Origin of the sequence: Bacillus sp. PS95 (assembly GCF_037963565.1) — a bacterium.
GTDB classification, from domain to species: domain Bacteria; phylum Bacillota; class Bacilli; order Bacillales; family Bacillaceae; genus Bacillus; species Bacillus subtilis.
Window position 1 is genome coordinate 3,928,016 of the sequence record NZ_CP150160.1, and the last position, 17,085, is coordinate 3,945,100.

Here is a 17,085-nt window from a genome sequence, read left to right on the forward strand (position 1 = left end):
CCGGAGGACTAGAGGGAAAACTGACCTATAAAAAAACAGCCGGGATCAGCCGGCTGTTCTAGATGCGGACATATTCTTTTGTTTAGACGCCTTGCGGTCCTTCATGATTTTTCGAACAATCGGGTAAATGACCGGCGCCCATTTGATAACGGTTTTGATCATCTTTTTCAAAGCTCCGATTCTCCCTTCTTTTTTCTCAACCATTCCCCTGATTGCCTCTTCCTTAAACATGCTAACGCGACACGTACCTGTTTCCCGTCACCCAGAAACGCCATGGATAATCGCGTGCCTCCCCGCTGTTGTCAATGCCGATGCGCGGGCCGGTTGAAATTGCTTCCGGTGTGTACCCGCTTTCGATGTAAAGCGGCTGTTCCGTGATCCAGCGTCCGTAGTCATTCATCGTGACGCCAAGCGCTTTCGTCAGCTTTCCGGGTCCGTTTGTCCATTCCCTCGGACTCCTGCCCGGCCTTCTCTCCTCCATTAACAGCTGGCCTTCATGCGGCTCAATTGCCCTGATTAATACCGCTTGCGGGACATCCTCTTCCGCGGCAACGACATTCAGCAATGTATGGGTGTGCATCACGTATGTATATACCCGCCCAGCTTCTGCAAACATGATCTCAGTCCGCTTCGTCCGGCGGTTGTTAAAGCTGTGGGCCGCTCTGTCTTCAGCACCCATATAGGCCTCTGTTTCCACAATATAGCCTGACGCTGTGCCTTCGTCTGTTTCTTTTACAAGAAGGCAGCCCAGAAGCGATGGGGCAAGCTCAAGAGCGGTTTTTTGATAAAACGTGATGGGAAGCGGATTTTTTTCTCTCGTCACGAATCGACCTCTCCTTTTACCGATTTTTGTACATTGTACCATTCCCGAAGCAGATCAAAAAAAACGGCTGTTTTAAAATCTTTCCATTCAGGGAATATTGTTACCGTTCAAAAAAGGAGGGCCAACCATTGAAAGATGATCATCAAAACAAGCAGCACCAATCAAATGCCCAAGGGAGCGAGGAAGCGCTTTCTCATAAGACATCCGGGAAAAACGAGTCAGAGGATACCTTAACGAATAGGCAGGGACATCCTGTTACTGACAACCAGAATGTGAGAACCGTCGGGAATAGAGGGCCTACAACACTTGAGAACTATGATTTTCTCGAAAAGATCAGCCACTTCGACCGGGAACGCATCCCAGAGCGGGTTGTTCATGCCAGGGGAGCAGGTGCACATGGATATTTTGAAGCGTACGGAAGCTTCGGAGATGAACCGATTTCAACATACACACGGGCCAAGCTCTTTCAGGAAAAAGGCAAGAAAACACCGGCATTTGTCCGTTTTTCAACTGTGAATCATGGAAAACACTCGCCTGAAACATTGAGAGACCCGCGCGGTTTTGCTGTAAAGCTATATACAGAAGACGGAAACTGGGATTTGGTCGGGAACAACCTGAAAATCTTTTTTATCCGCGACCCGCTGAAATTTCCGGATCTTGTACATGCATTTCAGCCTGATCCAGTGACCAACATCCAGGATGGTGAACGTATTTTCGATTTCATTTCTCAATCTCCAGAAGCGACACACATGATTACCTTCTTGTTTTCGCCTTGGGGCATTCCGGCCAACTACCGGCAAATGCAGGGTTCAGGCGTACATGCCTATAAATGGGTGAATGAGGAAGGCAAGGCCGTTCTCGTGAAATACCATTTTGAACCGAAGCAGGGCATCCGCAACCTGACACAGAAGGAAGCAGAAGAGATTCAAGGGAAAAACTTTAACCATGCCACACAGGATTTATATGACGCGATTGAAAATGGCGATTATCCAGAGTGGGAAGTGTATGCTCAAATCATGAGCGATGATGAGCATCCTGAACTGGACTTTGATCCTCTTGATCCGACAAAACTGTGGTATAAAGACGATTTCCCATGGAAACCGATCGGCAAATTGGTGCTGAACAAAAATCCGGAAAACTACCATGCGGAAGTGGAGCAAGCTTCATTTGGAACGGGGGTGCTTGTCGACGGGCTTGATTTTTCAGACGACAAATTGCTCCAGGGGCGTACGTTTGCCTACTCTGATACGCAGCGCTACCGTGTAGGCGCAAATTACCTGCAGCTTCCGATCAACTCGCCGAAAAAGCATGTCGCCACCAACCAGGAAGGCGGGCAAATGCAATATCGGGTCGATAGAGCAGAAGGACAAAACCCGCACGTCAACTATGAGCCATCCATTATGGGCGGGCTGAAGGAAGCGAAGCAGGACGGAAAAGACCATACGCCGCATGTCGAAGGTGATGTAAAGCGTGAAGCGATTGACAGAACAAACAACTTCGGACAGGCTGGAGAAACGTACCGGAGATTTACTGAATTTGAGCGGAACGAATTGATTACGAATTTGGTGAATACGCTTTCTACGTGCCGAAAAGAAATTCAGGATCAAATGATTGAGAATTTCACAAAAGCTGATCCTGACTACGGAAAACGCGTAGCAGAAGGGCTAAAAAAGGTTTCCGAAAACAACAGCAACGGGCCGATCGGCACAACTGAAACGGAACAGGCTGCAAAGCAGGCTGAACAGGAGAGCCATCCATCTGATCCGTATTAACAAAAGCGAACAGGGCTTTTTTTGAAGCCCTGTTTTTTTATTTTTCTATTGAAACGCTTTCAACAATTGTGTTGTACTGGAAGGAAAGGGGTGGAGAGATACGATGGAATTACAGCAGGACTTGATTCCTCAGAAAAAAACAATCGGCGCCTTAGATCACGCCGTTTTTTTATGCATGGTATTTTGTTTCTGGTTTTCAGGCTATATTTACGTTCCTGTATTCAGTCTGTATTTGGAGGATCTGCACTTTTCATATGGCGCAATCGGCATCATTCTCGGCAGCTACGGGGTCACGCAAATCCTTCTGCGATTCCCGCTCGGCCTTTTGTCAGACATCCTGTTTTCCTTGCGCAAGCAATTGTTAATTGCCGGGTTCGGCTTTTCCGTCCTCAGCAGCCTGCTTTTTCTGATGTTTGATTCTTTCTTCTTCGTGCTGGCCGCCCGGCTTTTCGCGGGAATCACTGCTTCTACGTGGGTGATGGCGACCATTTTATACGCACATTATTTCAACAATGGCAATGCATCAAAAGCAATGGGCATCATGCAGTTTTTTACCGTCATGCCTCAGTTTGCCAGCATTGTGTTCTGCGGGCTCGCCGCAGCCCATTTAGGGAGGCAGGTTCCTTTTTGGATGGCGCTGGCAGCTTCTGCCGCAGGTCTGGTGATCTGCTGCTTTATTCAGGATCCGTCTGCTCCTCCCGCAAACCGTGGCACCATTCGTGTCAATCAGTACATCAAAGATACATTGCGGCTGCCAAAGCTGAAGCTTTTCACCATCCTGTCTATGACGGCCCATGCCGTATTATTTATCACAGTGTTTGGTTTTACGCCGCTTTACATGAATCAGCTCGGAATGGGCGACGCGGAGCTTCTTTGGGTGATGAGCGCCTTTTTCCTCCCACACGCAGCCGCCACATTAAGCTTTGTGTTTCTGCGCTTTACAAGCCGTATCGCTTACTTCGTGATGCTCATTAGTTTTGCTGTCACCGGGGTCTGCTTGCTATATGTTCCTTATTCAGCCACATTGTTCACTGTTTGCATCACACACGCCTGTATCGGGCTGGCGCTCGGCTTCGTTTTTCCTCTGCTGCTAAGCCATGTCGTCGAAATCAGTTCTGTCCGTTTAAAAATGTCAGTGATGGGGTTTTATCAATCATTTTATGCGCTAGGCATCTTCCTCGGACCCCTTCTTGCCGGGAAAATCGCACAGCTTTTCGGGCTTGCGGGAGTTTTTTATGGAGCTGGGTCGCTGGCATTTGCCGCCTCTTTTGTGATGCTCGCGCAAAAACGTAACATGATCAGTTAATAGCTTTCATACCGCTGGAAGCGCCACACAGAAAACATGGCAAGAAGCATGATGCACAGTATGGAGAAAGTGAGTGACCATCCGAAAAAATCTGCCCGCTTTCCATGAAGAAGGATATGCTCCGCCTGTTTGCAAAGCTCGGCCGGAAGCCACTTCGCATGATCTGGGAATAGTGAAACAGCAAAGGAAACAGCTGCTGTGAACCCGATCCCGCAAGCCGCAGCTGCTCCGAGAGACCGGAATATCGTGCTTCCGGCAAGGCCGGCAGTCACAATAAATATCACCCAAAGAGCGTAAAGACCAAGACTTGCGGCAAAGCGGCTGAATGATGCGTCCTCAAACAGCAGCCGGACGTAATAATAAGCAAGCCCGTATCCAGCTGCGAATGACAGAATGCCGATCACGCTTTGGATGAGCCATTTACTCACGATATAATGGGCTGCCGTCACAGGCCGCGACATAATCAGCGCTGTTACCCCTTGATTTCTTTCATTGGCTACACTGCCCATCACGCTAAAGATGACGAGAGCCATGCCAAGCGTGTTGAATTGAGAAAGCGTGCTGACCATCACTTCAGACCCGGAGGGCATCGTAAAACTGATTTTCATGCCGTCAGGAAGGTTCCCTCCATGTGCGATGATTTCCGGCATATAATAAATGGTCAGCGGCTGTGTCAGCCCGACGATCATCATCGCAATCGGCAGCCAAATCAGCTTGCCGCTTTTCCATCCTTCCAGCCACTCCTTCTGCAATAGCGCCATCATCACCTTCATGCGTGCACCACCTTTAGATAGACGTCTTCTAGAGACTCCGTTTTCTGTTCAAAGCGGGTGACGGTCAATCCCTTTCGGATACAGTCACTTAATAATGACCGGCCAGCGTGTATATCAGGCAGCTCGAAAACCGCTTGGGACGGATTCTTATAGACAATAGCTGAGACGTAAGGCTTCTCTTCAAGCCAACCTTCCAGCTTCTCTTTCACTGAAAGGGTAAAAACGTTCGTTTGCTGCTGTTGTTTCAGCTCCTGTAACTCGCCTTTCCATGAAATCTCACCGTTTTTCATAATCACCACTTGATCACACACCTGTTCTGCATCGTGCAAAACATGTGTAGAAAACAGAACGGCCATATGCTTTTTCAGCTCCCGCATCATGTCCAGCACCTCGAACCGTCCTGTCGGATCAAGCGCAGACACCGGTTCATCCAATATCAAAAACTTCGGTTTATGGAGCAGTGCCTGTGCCAGACCGAGTCTTTGTTTCATGCCTCCTGAATAGCCCCCGATCTTTTTGTGCGCCGCTTCGTGCAAACCCACAAATTCCAGCATCTCGCCGATTTCCTCTTGGCATTTTCTCTTCGAAAGGCCGGACAGTCTCCCCGCAAATGTCAAAAATTCATTTGCGGTCATCCAGGAATAAAAAGCTGGATACTGCGGGAGGTACCCAATCAAACGCCGATCCGGCTTTTTTTCTCCTAACAGCTTAATGTTTCCGGAGGTTGGCGAAAGCAGACCGGCCAGCATTTGCAGAGTCGTGGTTTTGCCGGCTCCATTGGGACCTAATAGCGCGACACACTCGTTTTCATTCACGTGAAAACTGATATTCTTTACAGCTTCATGATGCCTGTACGATTTGCATAATGATTCAATAGACAGCATATCGGCTTACCTTTGCTTTCTGCCGACGGTGAAAAATAATATCGGCCCGATAATATTGATACATACGATGATTGCAGCCCACATCCACTTTGGCCCGTTCGTCCGCTCTTCTTTTATACAGCTGATGAGGGCAAACACCGCCAAAGCCAGCTGTAATACAATCAGCGGCAAAATCATTTCCCAAGAAATATTCATTGCTTGATCCCCCTTTTCTTCCGATCCGGCCTAATGACAAAAAAGTAATAACAAATCAGAGGCATCGGTGCTTGAATCAATCCGACAATCCCCCAAACCCATGCCATGCGATTACGTTTTTTCGCATCAATAAATAAAAAGATTCCCTGCGCCAATACGATGAGACAAGCCGCAACCGTTATGATAATTTCTGTTTGTGTCATCCGCGTTTCACCTCGCATTCGCCGAGATGCCTTTTTTTCTCAGCCGCAATCAAAATCGGCAGCACCGCAAGCACACAAACCTGAAGCACAATAAACACAGCAGGAGCTTGAGTGAAAGCTAAGATTGCAGCACTCACAACCATCAGCGCGCAGAATACAAATAAAATGATCTCTTGAAGAAGTTTTTTTCTGTATTCAGCTTTCATTTGTGACAGCTGGTGAAGCAGTTCTTTTTGATTCGGTATAGAGGGATTGGCTGTTTGATCAATTTTTTTCCATTCTGACTTTAAATGATCAGAAAGCTTTTCTTTATTCATCGTCCCACTCCTTTCTGATTTGCTGGAGCCCTTTATGAACTCTGGACTTTACAGTGCCTTCTTTGATTTGAAGCATCACCCCGATTTCAGCGTAGGTATAGCCGTAGTAATGCCTTAATAAAACCGGTGTGCACAGTTTAGGGTCCAGCTTTGAAAACAGATCGAGCGTTTCGCTCCACTCTGCCCCTTTCGCCGACACGTCCCACTTGATCTTGCGGATTGTTTCCTCCGTAACTGTCTGATTCCGTTTCCATTCTCTCTTTCTCTTTTTCTGGTGATCGAGATAGAGCCGCGATGCAATGGAGATCAGCCATGTGGAGAATTTTGAACGGCCCTGAAAGCTTCTTAAATGGATGTACCCTTTCAGAAAGGTTTCCTGAACAAGTTCCTCGCTGAGATCGGGGTGAAGGGAAAGCTTTAACAAGTATTTATATAAGAAAGAATAGTGATAGTGGAAAAGGGCTGTAAACGCCTCGTCGTTTCCCTCTTTCGCCTGCTGGATCAGCCGCTGTTCTTCATGTGTATCCAATGACCGTGATCCCCCCTTTTTTGTTTTTCTGCCTTATGAGACGACACCGGATTCAAAAGCGTTCATCTTTTTTACAATTCTTTTCAGCCATTGACAGATCAGGCTTCCCGGCCGTTTGGCTGCATATCCTTATTTGTAAACCCCCTTATAGTCTGTTAAGCTATGACTTTATGTCGATTTCAAAAAAACATCCAATATGGAGGACGATGCATTGAAAGTAGAAAGGCGAACGATTGAATATATTCCGAATGAAGAGAGACATGGTAAAGCGAAAGATTTATTTCCCGTATGGTTCGGGGCTAATATGCATATCACCACGTTAGTGACCGGCACGATTCCCGTTGCAATGGGACTTAATCTGTTTTGGAGTGTTGCCGCTATTATTTGCGGAACCTTAATCGGTGCCATATTTATGGCGTCTCATTCCGCGCAAGGCCCTCAGCTAGGCATCCCGCAAATGATTCAAAGCCGTGCCCAATTCGGCGTAATCGGAGCGATTCTTCCCCTCTTCTTAGTCATGTTTATCTACCTTGGTTTCTTCGCAAGCAGCACGATTCTGGCGGCCGGAACCTTAAGCAGCTTTGTTCCCATCCCGGGATCATGGAGCATTATAGGCTTAAGCGCCGTATGTTTTTTACTCACCATTTTCGGCCATGATTTGATTCACAAAATGCAAAAAATCCTTTCTTGGACCTCTTTTGCTGTATTTTTTGCTGCAACGATTCTCATTTTTCAATTGCCGATTCCGGCAGGCAGCTGGATTCCCGGAGCGATTGATCTGCCAATTTTCTTGGTGGCAGTCAGCGCAGTTGCGACGTGGCAGCTTGCCTACGCGCCGTATGTTGCCGATTATTCAAGATATCTGCCAGTTAAAACACCGGCTTCAAAAACATTTTGGTACAGCTATGCAGGTACATCTGTCAGCTCCATCTGGATGATGCTGCTCGGCGCATTGCTGACAACCTCACTTCCTGACTTTACGGCAAACTCAGGCAGCCAGATTGTCCAATTGTTCAGTCCCTTCTCGTTTATTATGCTGATCATTGTGCTATTTGGACAAATGGCAATTAATGTTTTTAACCTGTATGGGGCCTTCATGTCCACGACAACAACGCTGGAGCCGTTTCTGAAATTAAAAGTCACGCCCAAAGTCAGAATCATCATGATCCTGGGTGTCACGCTTGTCGGCACAGTCTTAAGCCTACTGGGACAGAGCAATTTTATGGAGCTGTTTTTGAATTTTATCTTTTTCATCAGTTATTTCTTAATTCCGTGGACGGCAATCAATTTAGTCGATTACTACTTCGTTCGCCACGGAAAGTATCAAGTCAAAGCCATGTTCGACGTAAACGGGCCTTATGGAAAGGTCAATTGGATCACCACAATTGCGTTCGTTCTGTCTATCTTGCTGGAAATTCCGTTTATCAACACAAGCTTTTACATCGGACCGCTTGCCAAAATGTTTGGCGGCGGAGACATCGCATGGATTATCGGCTTGGCCGTGCCTTCTGTGCTTTACTATGTATTAATGAAACCGCGTCTGAAAAAACGGGCGGGGTATCAAGAAAAGCTGTCTTCTCTCTGAAGACAGCTTTTTTATCATTCAAATCGTTTCCACACGCGGGGCAGGATGTCAGATAGCTCATGAGCGAGCAACGTATGAGCGGAGTGCTCGTCCGTCCAGAGCTCGGCGCACGCACCATGCAAATAGACCGCGTTTAATATGGCGTGCTTTGGATCTTCATGGCAGCAGAGCATCCCCAATATCATGCCCGTCAGCGTGTCACCGGTTCCGCCCTTGGCGAGCGCCCCGTTTCCGGTTGGATTGAGCCAGCAGTCTCCATCAGGAAACGCGATGACGGTTTGGTTTCCTTTTAACACAATGACAGTCTGCAGCTGAGCCGCCCATTCCTTTGCATATTCCGCTCTTTTTTTCTGCAATTCGTTCACGGGCACCCCTGTCATTCGGGAAAACTCGCCCGGGTGCGGCGTGAGGATGACGGGAGCCTCCCGTTTCGGATATGTGCGCTTCGCCAGCGCTCCGGCATCCAAAATAACAGGACAATCAGCAGCAAGCACATGATCGACTGCCTGCTGTACGCTTTCCGTTTGCGGAAGGCCCGGTCCGATGGCAATGGCCCGGTACGTCTCTTCAAGCTGAGCATCCGCCGCCTTTTTCCAGCCGTCACGCCAATAGGTCGCCTCGGGCAAAACAGGAACAATTAGCGGGATTACGCTTTCTGATGTACCGATGACAAGCTTGCCTAAACCGCTCCGCATGGCCCCAAGCCCTGCAAGCAGCGCTGCCCCCGGCATGTCGTCACTTCCAGCCAGAAGCAAAGCCGTACCGTACGTGCCTTTATGGCTCTCCGCACCTCTTTCAGGAAGCGTGGCCCTTACATGCTCTTCCGTCCAATATGGAACATTCATCTCTATCCCTCCTCTGCTTTCTTTTCCTATTTTTCCTGTCCCTTTTCTTTTTCAAACAAAAAAGACAGCCTTTTAGGGCTGTCTTCTATTTTACAGGAACATCAAGGTGATACAGGCGGCTGTACCGTTCGTTTGCCGCCAGAAGCTCCTCATGGGTTCCTTCCATTTCTGTTTTGCCGTTTTCGAGAAATACGATTTTATCAGCAGCTTCCACTCCCGCGAGATGGTGGGTAATCCATAAAATCGTTTTTCCTTTCAGCACCTCAAACACCGTTTCCATCAATTCACGTTCGGTAATAGGATCGAGGCCGACTGTTGGCTCATCGAGGATGATGATCGGTGTGTCCTGCAGCAAAATCCTCGCAAGTGCGATCCGCTGGCGCTCTCCACCGGAAAAACGGATGCCCGTTTCCTGTACAGAGGTATGATATCCGTCAGGCAATGACTCAATGTAGTCATGCAGCTTGACCTGCTTTGCGGCGCGGCGCACATCTTCGTCGCTTGCTTCTCCGTTTCCGAGCCTGATGTTGTTCAGAATACTTGTATCAAACAGGTGCGGTTTTTGATTTAACACGGCCACCGCATCCGCAATCTGATCCTTTAACAGCGCTGTCTCCACTCCGTTTAACGTTACAGAACCGGAGTCCGGTTTCAAGGCGCCTTCGATTAATGCAAGCGATGTTGATTTCCCAGAGCCGCTTCGGCCGAGCAGCGCCATTTTTTCTCCTTGGCGCAGCGTAAAGGAAAAGTTGTGCAGCACTTGGCTGCTGTTGTCATAAGAAAACGTCACATCACGAAAGGCCAGGGTGACATCTTGAAGATCGAGCATTTGAGCCCCTGATTCTGTTTGTGACGCCTCCGGCTGAGGAGCCACCTTGTTCATGCGTCTGATAGAATCCTGATAGCCCGGCACTTCGCCTAAGGCATCCGAAAGCGGCAAAAAGGCTTCCGTCAACGGAAATACCACTAGCACAAAAGCGGCAATCATCGTTTTAGCGAGCTCGCCGTCCGCTTGCTGTCCCGCTGTCCAAAACAGCATCAGCAAAATAAGGCCGGCGACAAAGCATTGCGCAGCAAAGTCCCGCCATCTCGTAAAACGTTGTTTTTTCCGTTCAAGCTCAAACCAATCACGTTCCTCTTTTTCATAAGCATCAATAAAAGCATGCCGGCGTCCGCTGAACATCCAGTCGCTGACACCCATCACGGCATCTGTCAGACGGCTGTACAGCACATTCCGTCCGCTTTTCAGCTTCGCATTCTTCGCTCTCGTCACGAGCAAAGACACAACCGGAAACAATACAACAAGAACAAACAAATACAGCGCAAGCAATATGGCAAACGGCCAAGAGAAGAAGCCGAGCGCTATCACTGACACAGCATACAGGAGCAAGGCTGAGATCGCAGGAAAAATCGTTTTTAAGAATGCATCCTGCAAATGCTCAATATCCTCAGACAAAATGCCGAGCATATCCCCCGTGCGAAAACGGGAACGCAGCATCAAAGCACCCGGCTCAAGCATATTGTAAAGGCGGACGCGCATGTCGGATACGATTTTCAAAATGATGTGATGCCCGACGAGCCGTTCCACATATCGCGATACAGAGCGCGCAATCCCAAAGGTGCGCACTGCGACAATCGGCACATAAATGAGCAGAATGTTTTCCGGCCTTGTCGCCGCTTTAGAAATCAAAAACCCTGAGGTGAACATGAGAAAAGCAGCAGAAAAAATCGTCACCGCGCCCAAAAAGATAACCAGAACAAACAGGCGGGCATTTTGCTTGATATACGGCAAAATCCATTCTTCTTTCTTCATGCTCTTTCCCCCAGTTGTGCCTTCACGAGTTTGGTATACACACCGTTTTTCTCCAGCAGTTCATTGTGAGTCCCGATTTCCGCAACCCTGCCTCTGTCCAGCACGATAATTTCGTCCATATCGAGCATCCAGTGAAGGCGGTGAGTCGCGAGAAAGACGAGCTTATCCTCAAATAAATCCAGCATCGTTTCTTTTATTTCATATTCTGTTTCGATATCAAGATGAGCGGTCGGCTCATCCAGCAGCAGGATCGGACGGTTTCCCAAAAAGGCGCGGGCCAGCGCGACACGCTGTGCCTGGCCGCCGCTGAGCGCCCGGCCGCCTTCCCCGATCCGCCCCTCTAATCCTTCAGGAAGATTATCCACCAGCTCCGCCAGTCCCGCCGCCGCAGCAGCACGGGCTGTATCCTCTGCCGAAGCGCTTGGATGGTAGAAGCGAATGTTGTTCCCCAACGTATCATCAAAAATGTACGGATGCTGGGGGATGTACAGAAGGTTCTTCTGCCAGCTGCCGTCCTGCAAATGGGACCGGCTTGTACCATTAACCTCAATCATCCCGCCATCCGGCTCCAAAAATCCGCCGAGAATATCAATTAATGTTGATTTTCCGGCGCCGCTTGCACCGATAATGCCGATTTTTTTCTTGCCCTTAAATGAGAGATGAATATCAAACACCGAACGGCCGACTGACACGCCTGACAGCTTCAGCTCATCCTGATCGGACCAATCCTCGAGCTGAAGCGGCGTCTCTTCTTTAAAACCAGGCTGTGACAAAATCTCTTGAATGGTTTTTCCTGCTTCCTGGCCGTTCAGCGTTGCATGATAATCATTCCCCACTTCCCGCACCGGCAAAAAATACTCAGGCGCCAGAATAAGCGCCGTTAAAGCAGGGCCAAGCAAAATATCGCCGTCAATGAGGCGCAGGCCCAGAAATACTGCGACTGTCGCCACCGACAGCATCGTGAAAAAATCGAGGGCGAATGATGACAAAAACGCCACCCGGAGTGTGCTCATCGTTGCCTTGCGATACCGCTCACTCACATAGAAAATATTTTTGCTGTGTGACTTGCTCAAACCTAGGAAACGCAATGTCTCCAGCCCGCGAAGAGAATCAACAAAATGATTGGAAAGTCTCTGATAGGATTTCCACTGACGATCCGCTTTTCTCTGCGCGACAAGGCCGAGGAGAATCATAAAGATGATCAGAATCGGCATAGCAGCGACTAAAATGATGGCTGATGTCCGATCCTGAAAAAACACATAAATGACAACTGCCGCAGGCACAATCGCCATGCTGACCATTTTCGGCAGAAACAGCTCCAGGTAGCGGCGGAACTGGCTGATGCCTTCCATCGCCAGCGTCACCATTTGCCCCGTCCCCTCTTTCTTTGCAAAGCGGGGGCCTAATCGGAACAGCTGATCAAGAAAACTTTTCCTCAAATCTGCTCCTGTCCGGGCGGCGTATTGATAGACGATTTTCTGTCGCGCCACCGTCACCCCGTGCCGGGCGATAAAAGCGATGAGGAAAAAGCCGATCATCGGAAAAAGGGAGGTAATGCCCTTCCCGTTGAACAGTCCGGTTACGGCCTCACTCAGCCACTCTGCCTGCATAATAATGGCGGCTGTCTGAATCATCGTTAAACAAGTAATCAAGGTGAGAATCCGCTTCATTCCTTTATATCGAAACAGGTCTTTTCCCATTAATAAGTCATAGGCTCCTTATGGCTGACGCGCTTCCGGAAGACATAATAGCTCCAGATCTGGCTGCCGATGACGAACGGCAATAGCGTTAATGCTGCAATTGACATGACTTTAAGCGAATAATCTCCGGAAGAAGCGTTAGCTACTGTTAAATCGTATGCGCTATGAAGCGAGCTGACCATTACACGAGGGAATAGGGAAATAAAGATCATTCCCACGGTCAGCGCCAGACCAGCGCCTGTCATCCCAAATGTCCAGCCGTCTTTTTTCTTACGAATAAATACAGCCGCGAGCATAAAGCAGATGACAATCAAAACAGCGAGCGGAATGGTAATCTCGCCGCGGCGTGTAAACATGTCTGTCTGATACGCAGAAAGGGCCGCGAAGGCAAGAACCGCTACAAAAACAACACCCATTATCTTTTGCGCCATTTTCCGGGCGCGGTTTTGCAAATCACCAATCGTACGCAGCGTGATAAACATTAATCCATGCTGGAAGCAAAGAAGTGTTACCGTCACACCGCCAAGTATAGAATATACATTGATATAATCAGATACATGTGCGTGAATGTTCATGTCGGCATCAATCGGCATCCCGCGGAATAATGTCGTGAACAGCACACCAAGCACAAACGGAGGAATCAGACTGCCGAAGAAAACGACCCAGTCCCAAACCTTTACCCATTTTAAATGATCCACCTTGCCGCGGAACTCAAACGCGACCCCGCGGCCCATTAACGCAAGCAGCACTATGACAAACGGAATGTAATAACCGCTCAGCATCGTTGCATACCAGTTTGGGAATGCCGCGAAAATGGCGCCTGCGCCAGTCAAAAGCCACACTTCATTCGCGTCCCAGAACGGCCCGATCGTGTTGATCAGCACTCTGCGTTCTAATTCATTATGGCCAAGAAAACGGGTCGCCATGCCGACCCCGAAATCAAAGCCTTCCAAAAAGAAGAAACCTACAAACAATACGGCAACGAGTATAAACCAAAGATCATGAAGAGATGCCATGGTATACCTCCTGACTAAATGGATCTGTTGATACAGGCACATCATGATGATTATCATGCTCCGCACCTTTTTTAATCTCACGGATAAACAAGAAGACAAGCAGTGCGCCCAGAATCATGTACATCACACCGAATGCGATGATTGAGAATAACAGGGAACCCGCTGTTACGTTAGGCGACACAGATTGAGCGGTTGTCATTAACCCCATAACCGTCCAAGGCTGACGTCCGATTTCTGTCATAATCCAGCCCGCGGAGTTCGCAAGAAACGGGAAGGAAATCAACGCGATCATGATGCGCAAATACCATTTGCTGTTTTCAAGCTTTTTGCGGCGGTTTAACCAAAGGCCGCCTAACGCAGCAAGAATCATGACAACACCTGCTCCTACCATGATGCGGAAGCTCCAGAATGTCGTTTTCACTGGCGGAATGTAGTCGCCTTTTCCGTATATTTTTTCGTACTCAGCCTGAAGGGTTTTCATCCCTTTGACACTTCCGCTGAATTTCTGATAAGCCAAGTAGCTCAAGGCATAAGGAACTTTGATTTCATTTGAGCTTTTTTCATTTTTTGTATCGATCGTCGCAAAAGCGGTCCAAGCAGCAGGGTCACCGCTGTCTTCCCATAGGCCTTCACTGGCAGCCATTTTCATCGGCTGTGATTCCATCAAGTGCTCAGCCTGCATGTGTCCGCTAAGGCCGACGCCAAGACCGGCACAAAGGCCGACGATCATTGCCAGTTTAAAAGATTGCTTAAAGAACGGCACTTCTTTTTTCTTCAGCAGTTTAAAAGCACTCACTCCGGCAATAAAGAAAGCTCCAGTGGCAAGCGCACCGAAAATAACGTGCGGGAATTCAACCCAAAGCTGAGGGTTTGTAATCAACGCGCCAAAATCATTCATTTCCGCGCGGCCGTTTTTGATCGTAAAGCCGACCGGCTCCTGCATAAAGGAGTTTGCTGTTAAAATCCAGAAAGATGACATGATCGTTCCGAATGATACGAGCCATATGCAGAGAGCGTGAATTTTCTTCGGCAGGCGGTCCCAGCCAAAAATCCATAATCCGATAAAAATAGATTCCATGAAAAACGCCAATAATGCTTCAATCGCAAGGGGAGCGCCAAATACATCTCCGACAAAACGGGAGTAATCAGACCAGTTCAGTCCAAACTGGAATTCTTGCAAAATCCCCGTTACAACACCGACTGCGAAATTTATTAAGAATAAGTGCCCCCAAAACTTTGCCATTTTGAGATACAGCTCATTTTTCTTTACAAGATAAAGAGTCTCCATCAACGCAACCATAAACACAAGCCCGATAGACATCGGCACAAACAAGAAGTGAAACAACGTTGTTGATGCAAATTGTATGCGGGCTAATACCAATTCACTCATGCTTTCTCCTCCATTTCCGGTTAAAACTGTTAATTTGCTCACTACTTCACAAATAGAACCGAGACTTTGATCAGTAATTCACAAAATAGACGAAAAAAATATTGTTCAATATTTCACAAATGTGTCAAAAAGTCGTTCAATATGAGGCAAAATTGCCAGACTGACCAAATGACACAATCTCTGACTGGTTCATATTAAGTACTTTACAACGATTCATTTCAAAAATAAAGCCTAAAATACCTAAAAAGTCCCGCCCTATGTGACGGATTTTTGTCTATTTTGTTGCTTATTTATGTCGGCTGCTAGGATAAATGACCCTTTATTATCGTACATCAACACATCGTTCCTTGCGAACAAAATGCTTGCCCCGCACCAGCACTCGTTTCTCAGCACTCCGTCATAAACAGATTTTAGGCAGGATGCCTCTTTTCATTTGAACCGGCAAGTGGAGAAAAGTTGAATAGTAAATTTCTAATATATTAATAATTTCAATTTTTTAGTATACTTAACATAGTGAACAATTTCACTGCATCAAGAATAGGGGAGGTTTTTCAATGGGAGAGCTTCAAACACACATGCAATTGCAAACGGATACAATTCACGAAGGGGTTCGAAAAGAGAATTGGTTTGCGAAAGCCATGAATATAAAAGTAGGCATCATACCGCTTCCTGTGTATGCCTTGCTGTTTATATTAATCACTGTTTTTGTTATGCATCACGATGTAAAAAGTGACATTTTGACATCCATTGCCGTCATGGCGTTTTTCGGGTTTACCTTTGCCCAAATCGGCAAATCGATACCGATTGTGCGTTCTATCGGCGGCCCGGCCATCCTAGCTACTTTTATTCCATCCGCTGTCGTGTACTATCACCTGCTGCCTAATGATATCGTCAAATCCACCACAGAATTTACAGAAAACTCAAACTTTCTTTATTTGTTTATCGCCGGTATTGTCGTCGGAAGCATTCTTGGCATGAAAAGAGAAACACTCGTAAAAGCATTTATGAAAATCTTTATTCCGCTTATTGTCGGTTCTGTCACAGCCGCTATTGTCGGGCTGGCTGTCGGGACATTGCTCGGACTCGGATTTCAGCATACCCTGCTGTACATTGTCATTCCGATTATGGCTGGAGGAGTCGGAGAAGGCGCTATCCCGCTGTCCATCGGATATTCTGACATCATGCCCATTTCTCAAGGGGAAGCGTTTGCACTTGTTCTGCCATCGATTATGCTGGGCAGCTTGTGCGCGATTATTCTAGCGGGATTGCTGAACCGCATCGGAAAGAAAAAACCGGAATGGACAGGCAACGGCAAAGTGGACCGCTCCGAAGAAGAGTCCCCTGCGCTGGAGGAATCTCAAAGCGGACAGCAAATGTTCAACCTTTCTTTATTTGCGTCAGGCGGTATCCTTGCTGTTTCTTTATACTTAGTCGGCATGCTCGCTCACGATTTTTTCGGTTTTCCGGCACCCGTTGCCATGCTGTTACTGGCTGTTCTAATCAAGCTGTTCAGATTGGTGCCTGCCTCAATTGAAAATGGCGCGTTTGGAGTGTCCCGCTTTTTTTCAACAGCTGTGACCTACCCGCTTCTCTTTGCGATTGGGGTATCCATGACGCCGTGGGACAAGCTTGTCGCCGCTTTTAACCTCAGTAATATTATTACGATTCTGTCTGTCGTTGTGACCATGATGGCCGTTGGCTTCTTCACTGGAAAATGGCTGAACATGTATCCGATTGAAACCGCCATTATCAATGCGTGCCATTCTGGACAAGGCGGCACGGGTGACGTTGCCATTTTAAGCGCCGCTGAAAGGCTTGAGTTGATGCCGTTCGCCCAGGTATCTACCCGCATCGGGGGCGCGATCACAGTATCCTTAACCTTATTGCTGCTGCACCAGTTTTATTGATCCCCGCAAGCAAGTTCTTCGTCAAAC

At 47.8% G+C, this 17,085-nt stretch carries 17 protein-coding genes; 4 read left to right on the forward strand and 13 right to left on the reverse strand.

Annotated elements, in window-relative coordinates:
* Positions 1-45: 45 nt before the first annotated feature.
* Both NSQ12_RS20445 and NSQ12_RS20450 read right to left on the reverse strand, forming a co-directional pair.
* Positions 46-204, reverse strand: coding sequence for a hypothetical protein (locus NSQ12_RS20445; RefSeq protein ID WP_009968374.1), 159 nt, complete (start codon positions 202-204; stop codon positions 46-48).
* Between the two features lie 28 nt (positions 205-232).
* A complete protein-coding gene (locus tag NSQ12_RS20450; protein WP_086344479.1) occupies positions 233-823 on the reverse strand; it encodes a DNA-3-methyladenine glycosylase in 591 nt (196 codons plus the stop codon).
* A 128-nt stretch (positions 824-951) separates the two neighbouring features.
* Here NSQ12_RS20450 and katX point away from each other — a divergent pair, with 128 nt between their 5' ends.
* Together katX and NSQ12_RS20460 are read left to right on the forward strand one after the other, a co-directional pair.
* Positions 952-2,595, forward strand: a complete 1,644-nt coding sequence (gene katX, locus NSQ12_RS20455; protein WP_015385023.1) for a catalase KatX — start codon at positions 952-954, stop codon at positions 2,593-2,595.
* A gap of 103 nt (positions 2,596-2,698) precedes the next feature.
* The gene (locus tag NSQ12_RS20460) at positions 2,699-3,901 is read left to right on the forward strand and encodes an MFS transporter (protein ID WP_069703605.1); all 1,203 of its coding nucleotides are present in this window, start codon (positions 2,699-2,701) and stop codon (positions 3,899-3,901) included.
* Here the strand turns inward: NSQ12_RS20460 and NSQ12_RS20465 are convergent.
* Genes NSQ12_RS20465 through sigY form a run of 6 tightly spaced genes read right to left on the reverse strand, consistent with a single transcriptional unit; the run spans position 3,898 to position 6,802 of the window.
* Positions 3,898-4,674, reverse strand: coding sequence for an ABC transporter permease subunit (locus NSQ12_RS20465; protein ID WP_069703604.1), 777 nt, complete (start codon positions 4,672-4,674; stop codon positions 3,898-3,900). The two genes, NSQ12_RS20460 and NSQ12_RS20465, sit on opposite strands and share 4 nt — an antisense overlap.
* On the reverse strand, positions 4,671-5,558 hold the full coding sequence (locus tag NSQ12_RS20470; protein ID WP_024573403.1) for an ABC transporter ATP-binding protein: 888 nt from the start codon (positions 5,556-5,558) through the stop codon (positions 4,671-4,673). The genes NSQ12_RS20465 and NSQ12_RS20470 overlap by 4 nt, the downstream gene beginning before the upstream one ends.
* Before the next feature lie 6 nt (positions 5,559-5,564).
* The gene (yxlE, locus tag NSQ12_RS20475; protein ID WP_003227293.1) at positions 5,565-5,753 is read right to left on the reverse strand and encodes a sigma Y negative regulator YxlE; all 189 of its coding nucleotides are present in this window, start codon (positions 5,751-5,753) and stop codon (positions 5,565-5,567) included.
* On the reverse strand, positions 5,750-5,956 hold the full coding sequence (gene yxlD / locus NSQ12_RS20480; RefSeq protein WP_003227291.1) for a sigma Y negative regulator YxlD: 207 nt from the start codon (positions 5,954-5,956) through the stop codon (positions 5,750-5,752). Before yxlD ends, yxlE begins: the two co-directional genes overlap by 4 nt.
* A complete protein-coding gene (locus tag NSQ12_RS20485) occupies positions 5,953-6,273 on the reverse strand; it encodes a YxlC family protein (protein ID WP_003227289.1) in 321 nt (106 codons plus the stop codon). The genes yxlD and NSQ12_RS20485 overlap by 4 nt, the downstream gene beginning before the upstream one ends.
* Positions 6,266-6,802, reverse strand: coding sequence for an RNA polymerase sigma factor SigY (gene sigY, locus NSQ12_RS20490; protein ID WP_339175518.1), 537 nt, complete (start codon positions 6,800-6,802; stop codon positions 6,266-6,268). The genes NSQ12_RS20485 and sigY overlap by 8 nt, the downstream gene beginning before the upstream one ends.
* 211 nt (positions 6,803-7,013) lie before the next feature.
* Here sigY and NSQ12_RS20495 point away from each other — a divergent pair, with 211 nt between their 5' ends.
* Complete coding sequence (locus NSQ12_RS20495; RefSeq protein ID WP_198878393.1) at positions 7,014-8,387, forward strand: cytosine permease; 1,374 nt, start codon at positions 7,014-7,016, stop codon at positions 8,385-8,387.
* Positions 8,388-8,401: 14 nt separating this feature from the next.
* Here the strand turns inward: NSQ12_RS20495 and NSQ12_RS20500 are convergent, their stop codons facing one another.
* The 5 genes from NSQ12_RS20500 to cydA form a co-directional block, all read right to left on the reverse strand.
* Complete coding sequence (locus NSQ12_RS20500) at positions 8,402-9,232, reverse strand: NAD(P)H-hydrate dehydratase (RefSeq protein ID WP_038428017.1); 831 nt, start codon at positions 9,230-9,232, stop codon at positions 8,402-8,404.
* A gap of 85 nt (positions 9,233-9,317) precedes the next feature.
* Positions 9,318-11,045 (reverse strand): thiol reductant ABC exporter subunit CydC, encoded by a 1,728-nt coding sequence (cydC, locus tag NSQ12_RS20505; protein WP_038428019.1) that lies wholly within the window; start codon positions 11,043-11,045, stop codon positions 9,318-9,320.
* Complete coding sequence (gene cydD, locus NSQ12_RS20510) at positions 11,042-12,745, reverse strand: thiol reductant ABC exporter subunit CydD (RefSeq protein ID WP_198878392.1); 1,704 nt, start codon at positions 12,743-12,745, stop codon at positions 11,042-11,044. Before cydD ends, cydC begins: the two co-directional genes overlap by 4 nt.
* Positions 12,745-13,761 (reverse strand): cytochrome d ubiquinol oxidase subunit II, encoded by a 1,017-nt coding sequence (gene cydB, locus NSQ12_RS20515; RefSeq protein ID WP_003244559.1) that lies wholly within the window; start codon positions 13,759-13,761, stop codon positions 12,745-12,747. Before cydB ends, cydD begins: the two co-directional genes overlap by 1 nt.
* Positions 13,745-15,151: a cytochrome ubiquinol oxidase subunit I gene (cydA, locus tag NSQ12_RS20520; RefSeq protein ID WP_003243795.1), complete on the reverse strand. Its 1,407-nt coding sequence runs from the start codon at positions 15,149-15,151 to the stop codon at positions 13,745-13,747. Before cydA ends, cydB begins: the two co-directional genes overlap by 17 nt.
* 554 nt (positions 15,152-15,705) lie before the next feature.
* On the opposite strand from cydA, the gene cimH reads away from it, so the two are divergent.
* Positions 15,706-17,058 (forward strand): citrate/malate transporter CimH, encoded by a 1,353-nt coding sequence (gene cimH / locus NSQ12_RS20525; RefSeq protein ID WP_003227271.1) that lies wholly within the window; start codon positions 15,706-15,708, stop codon positions 17,056-17,058.
* The last annotated feature ends 27 nt before the right edge of the window (positions 17,059-17,085 follow it).

Coding starts and splice junctions, on each gene's coding strand:
- cimH (WP_003227271.1), top strand. CDS start 15,706: ATGGGAGAGCTTCAAACACACATGCAATTGCAAACGGATACAATTCAC.
- cydC (WP_038428019.1), bottom strand. CDS start 11,045: ATGAAGAAAGAAGAATGGATTTTGCCGTATATCAAGCAAAATGCCCGC.
- cydD (WP_198878392.1), bottom strand. CDS start 12,745: ATGGGAAAAGACCTGTTTCGATATAAAGGAATGAAGCGGATTCTCACC.
- NSQ12_RS20470 (WP_024573403.1), bottom strand. CDS start 5,558: ATGCTGTCTATTGAATCATTATGCAAATCGTACAGGCATCATGAAGCT.
- cydA (WP_003243795.1), bottom strand. CDS start 15,151: ATGAGTGAATTGGTATTAGCCCGCATACAATTTGCATCAACAACGTTG.
- NSQ12_RS20465 (WP_069703604.1), bottom strand. CDS start 4,674: ATGAAGGTGATGATGGCGCTATTGCAGAAGGAGTGGCTGGAAGGATGG.
- NSQ12_RS20485 (WP_003227289.1), bottom strand. CDS start 6,273: ATGAATAAAGAAAAGCTTTCTGATCATTTAAAGTCAGAATGGAAAAAA.
- yxlD (WP_003227291.1), bottom strand. CDS start 5,956: ATGACACAAACAGAAATTATCATAACGGTTGCGGCTTGTCTCATCGTA.
- NSQ12_RS20460 (WP_069703605.1), top strand. CDS start 2,699: ATGGAATTACAGCAGGACTTGATTCCTCAGAAAAAAACAATCGGCGCC.
- NSQ12_RS20445 (WP_009968374.1), bottom strand. CDS start 204: ATGGTTGAGAAAAAAGAAGGGAGAATCGGAGCTTTGAAAAAGATGATC.
- cydB (WP_003244559.1), bottom strand. CDS start 13,761: ATGGCATCTCTTCATGATCTTTGGTTTATACTCGTTGCCGTATTGTTT.
- yxlE (WP_003227293.1), bottom strand. CDS start 5,753: ATGAATATTTCTTGGGAAATGATTTTGCCGCTGATTGTATTACAGCTG.
- NSQ12_RS20500 (WP_038428017.1), bottom strand. CDS start 9,232: ATGAATGTTCCATATTGGACGGAAGAGCATGTAAGGGCCACGCTTCCT.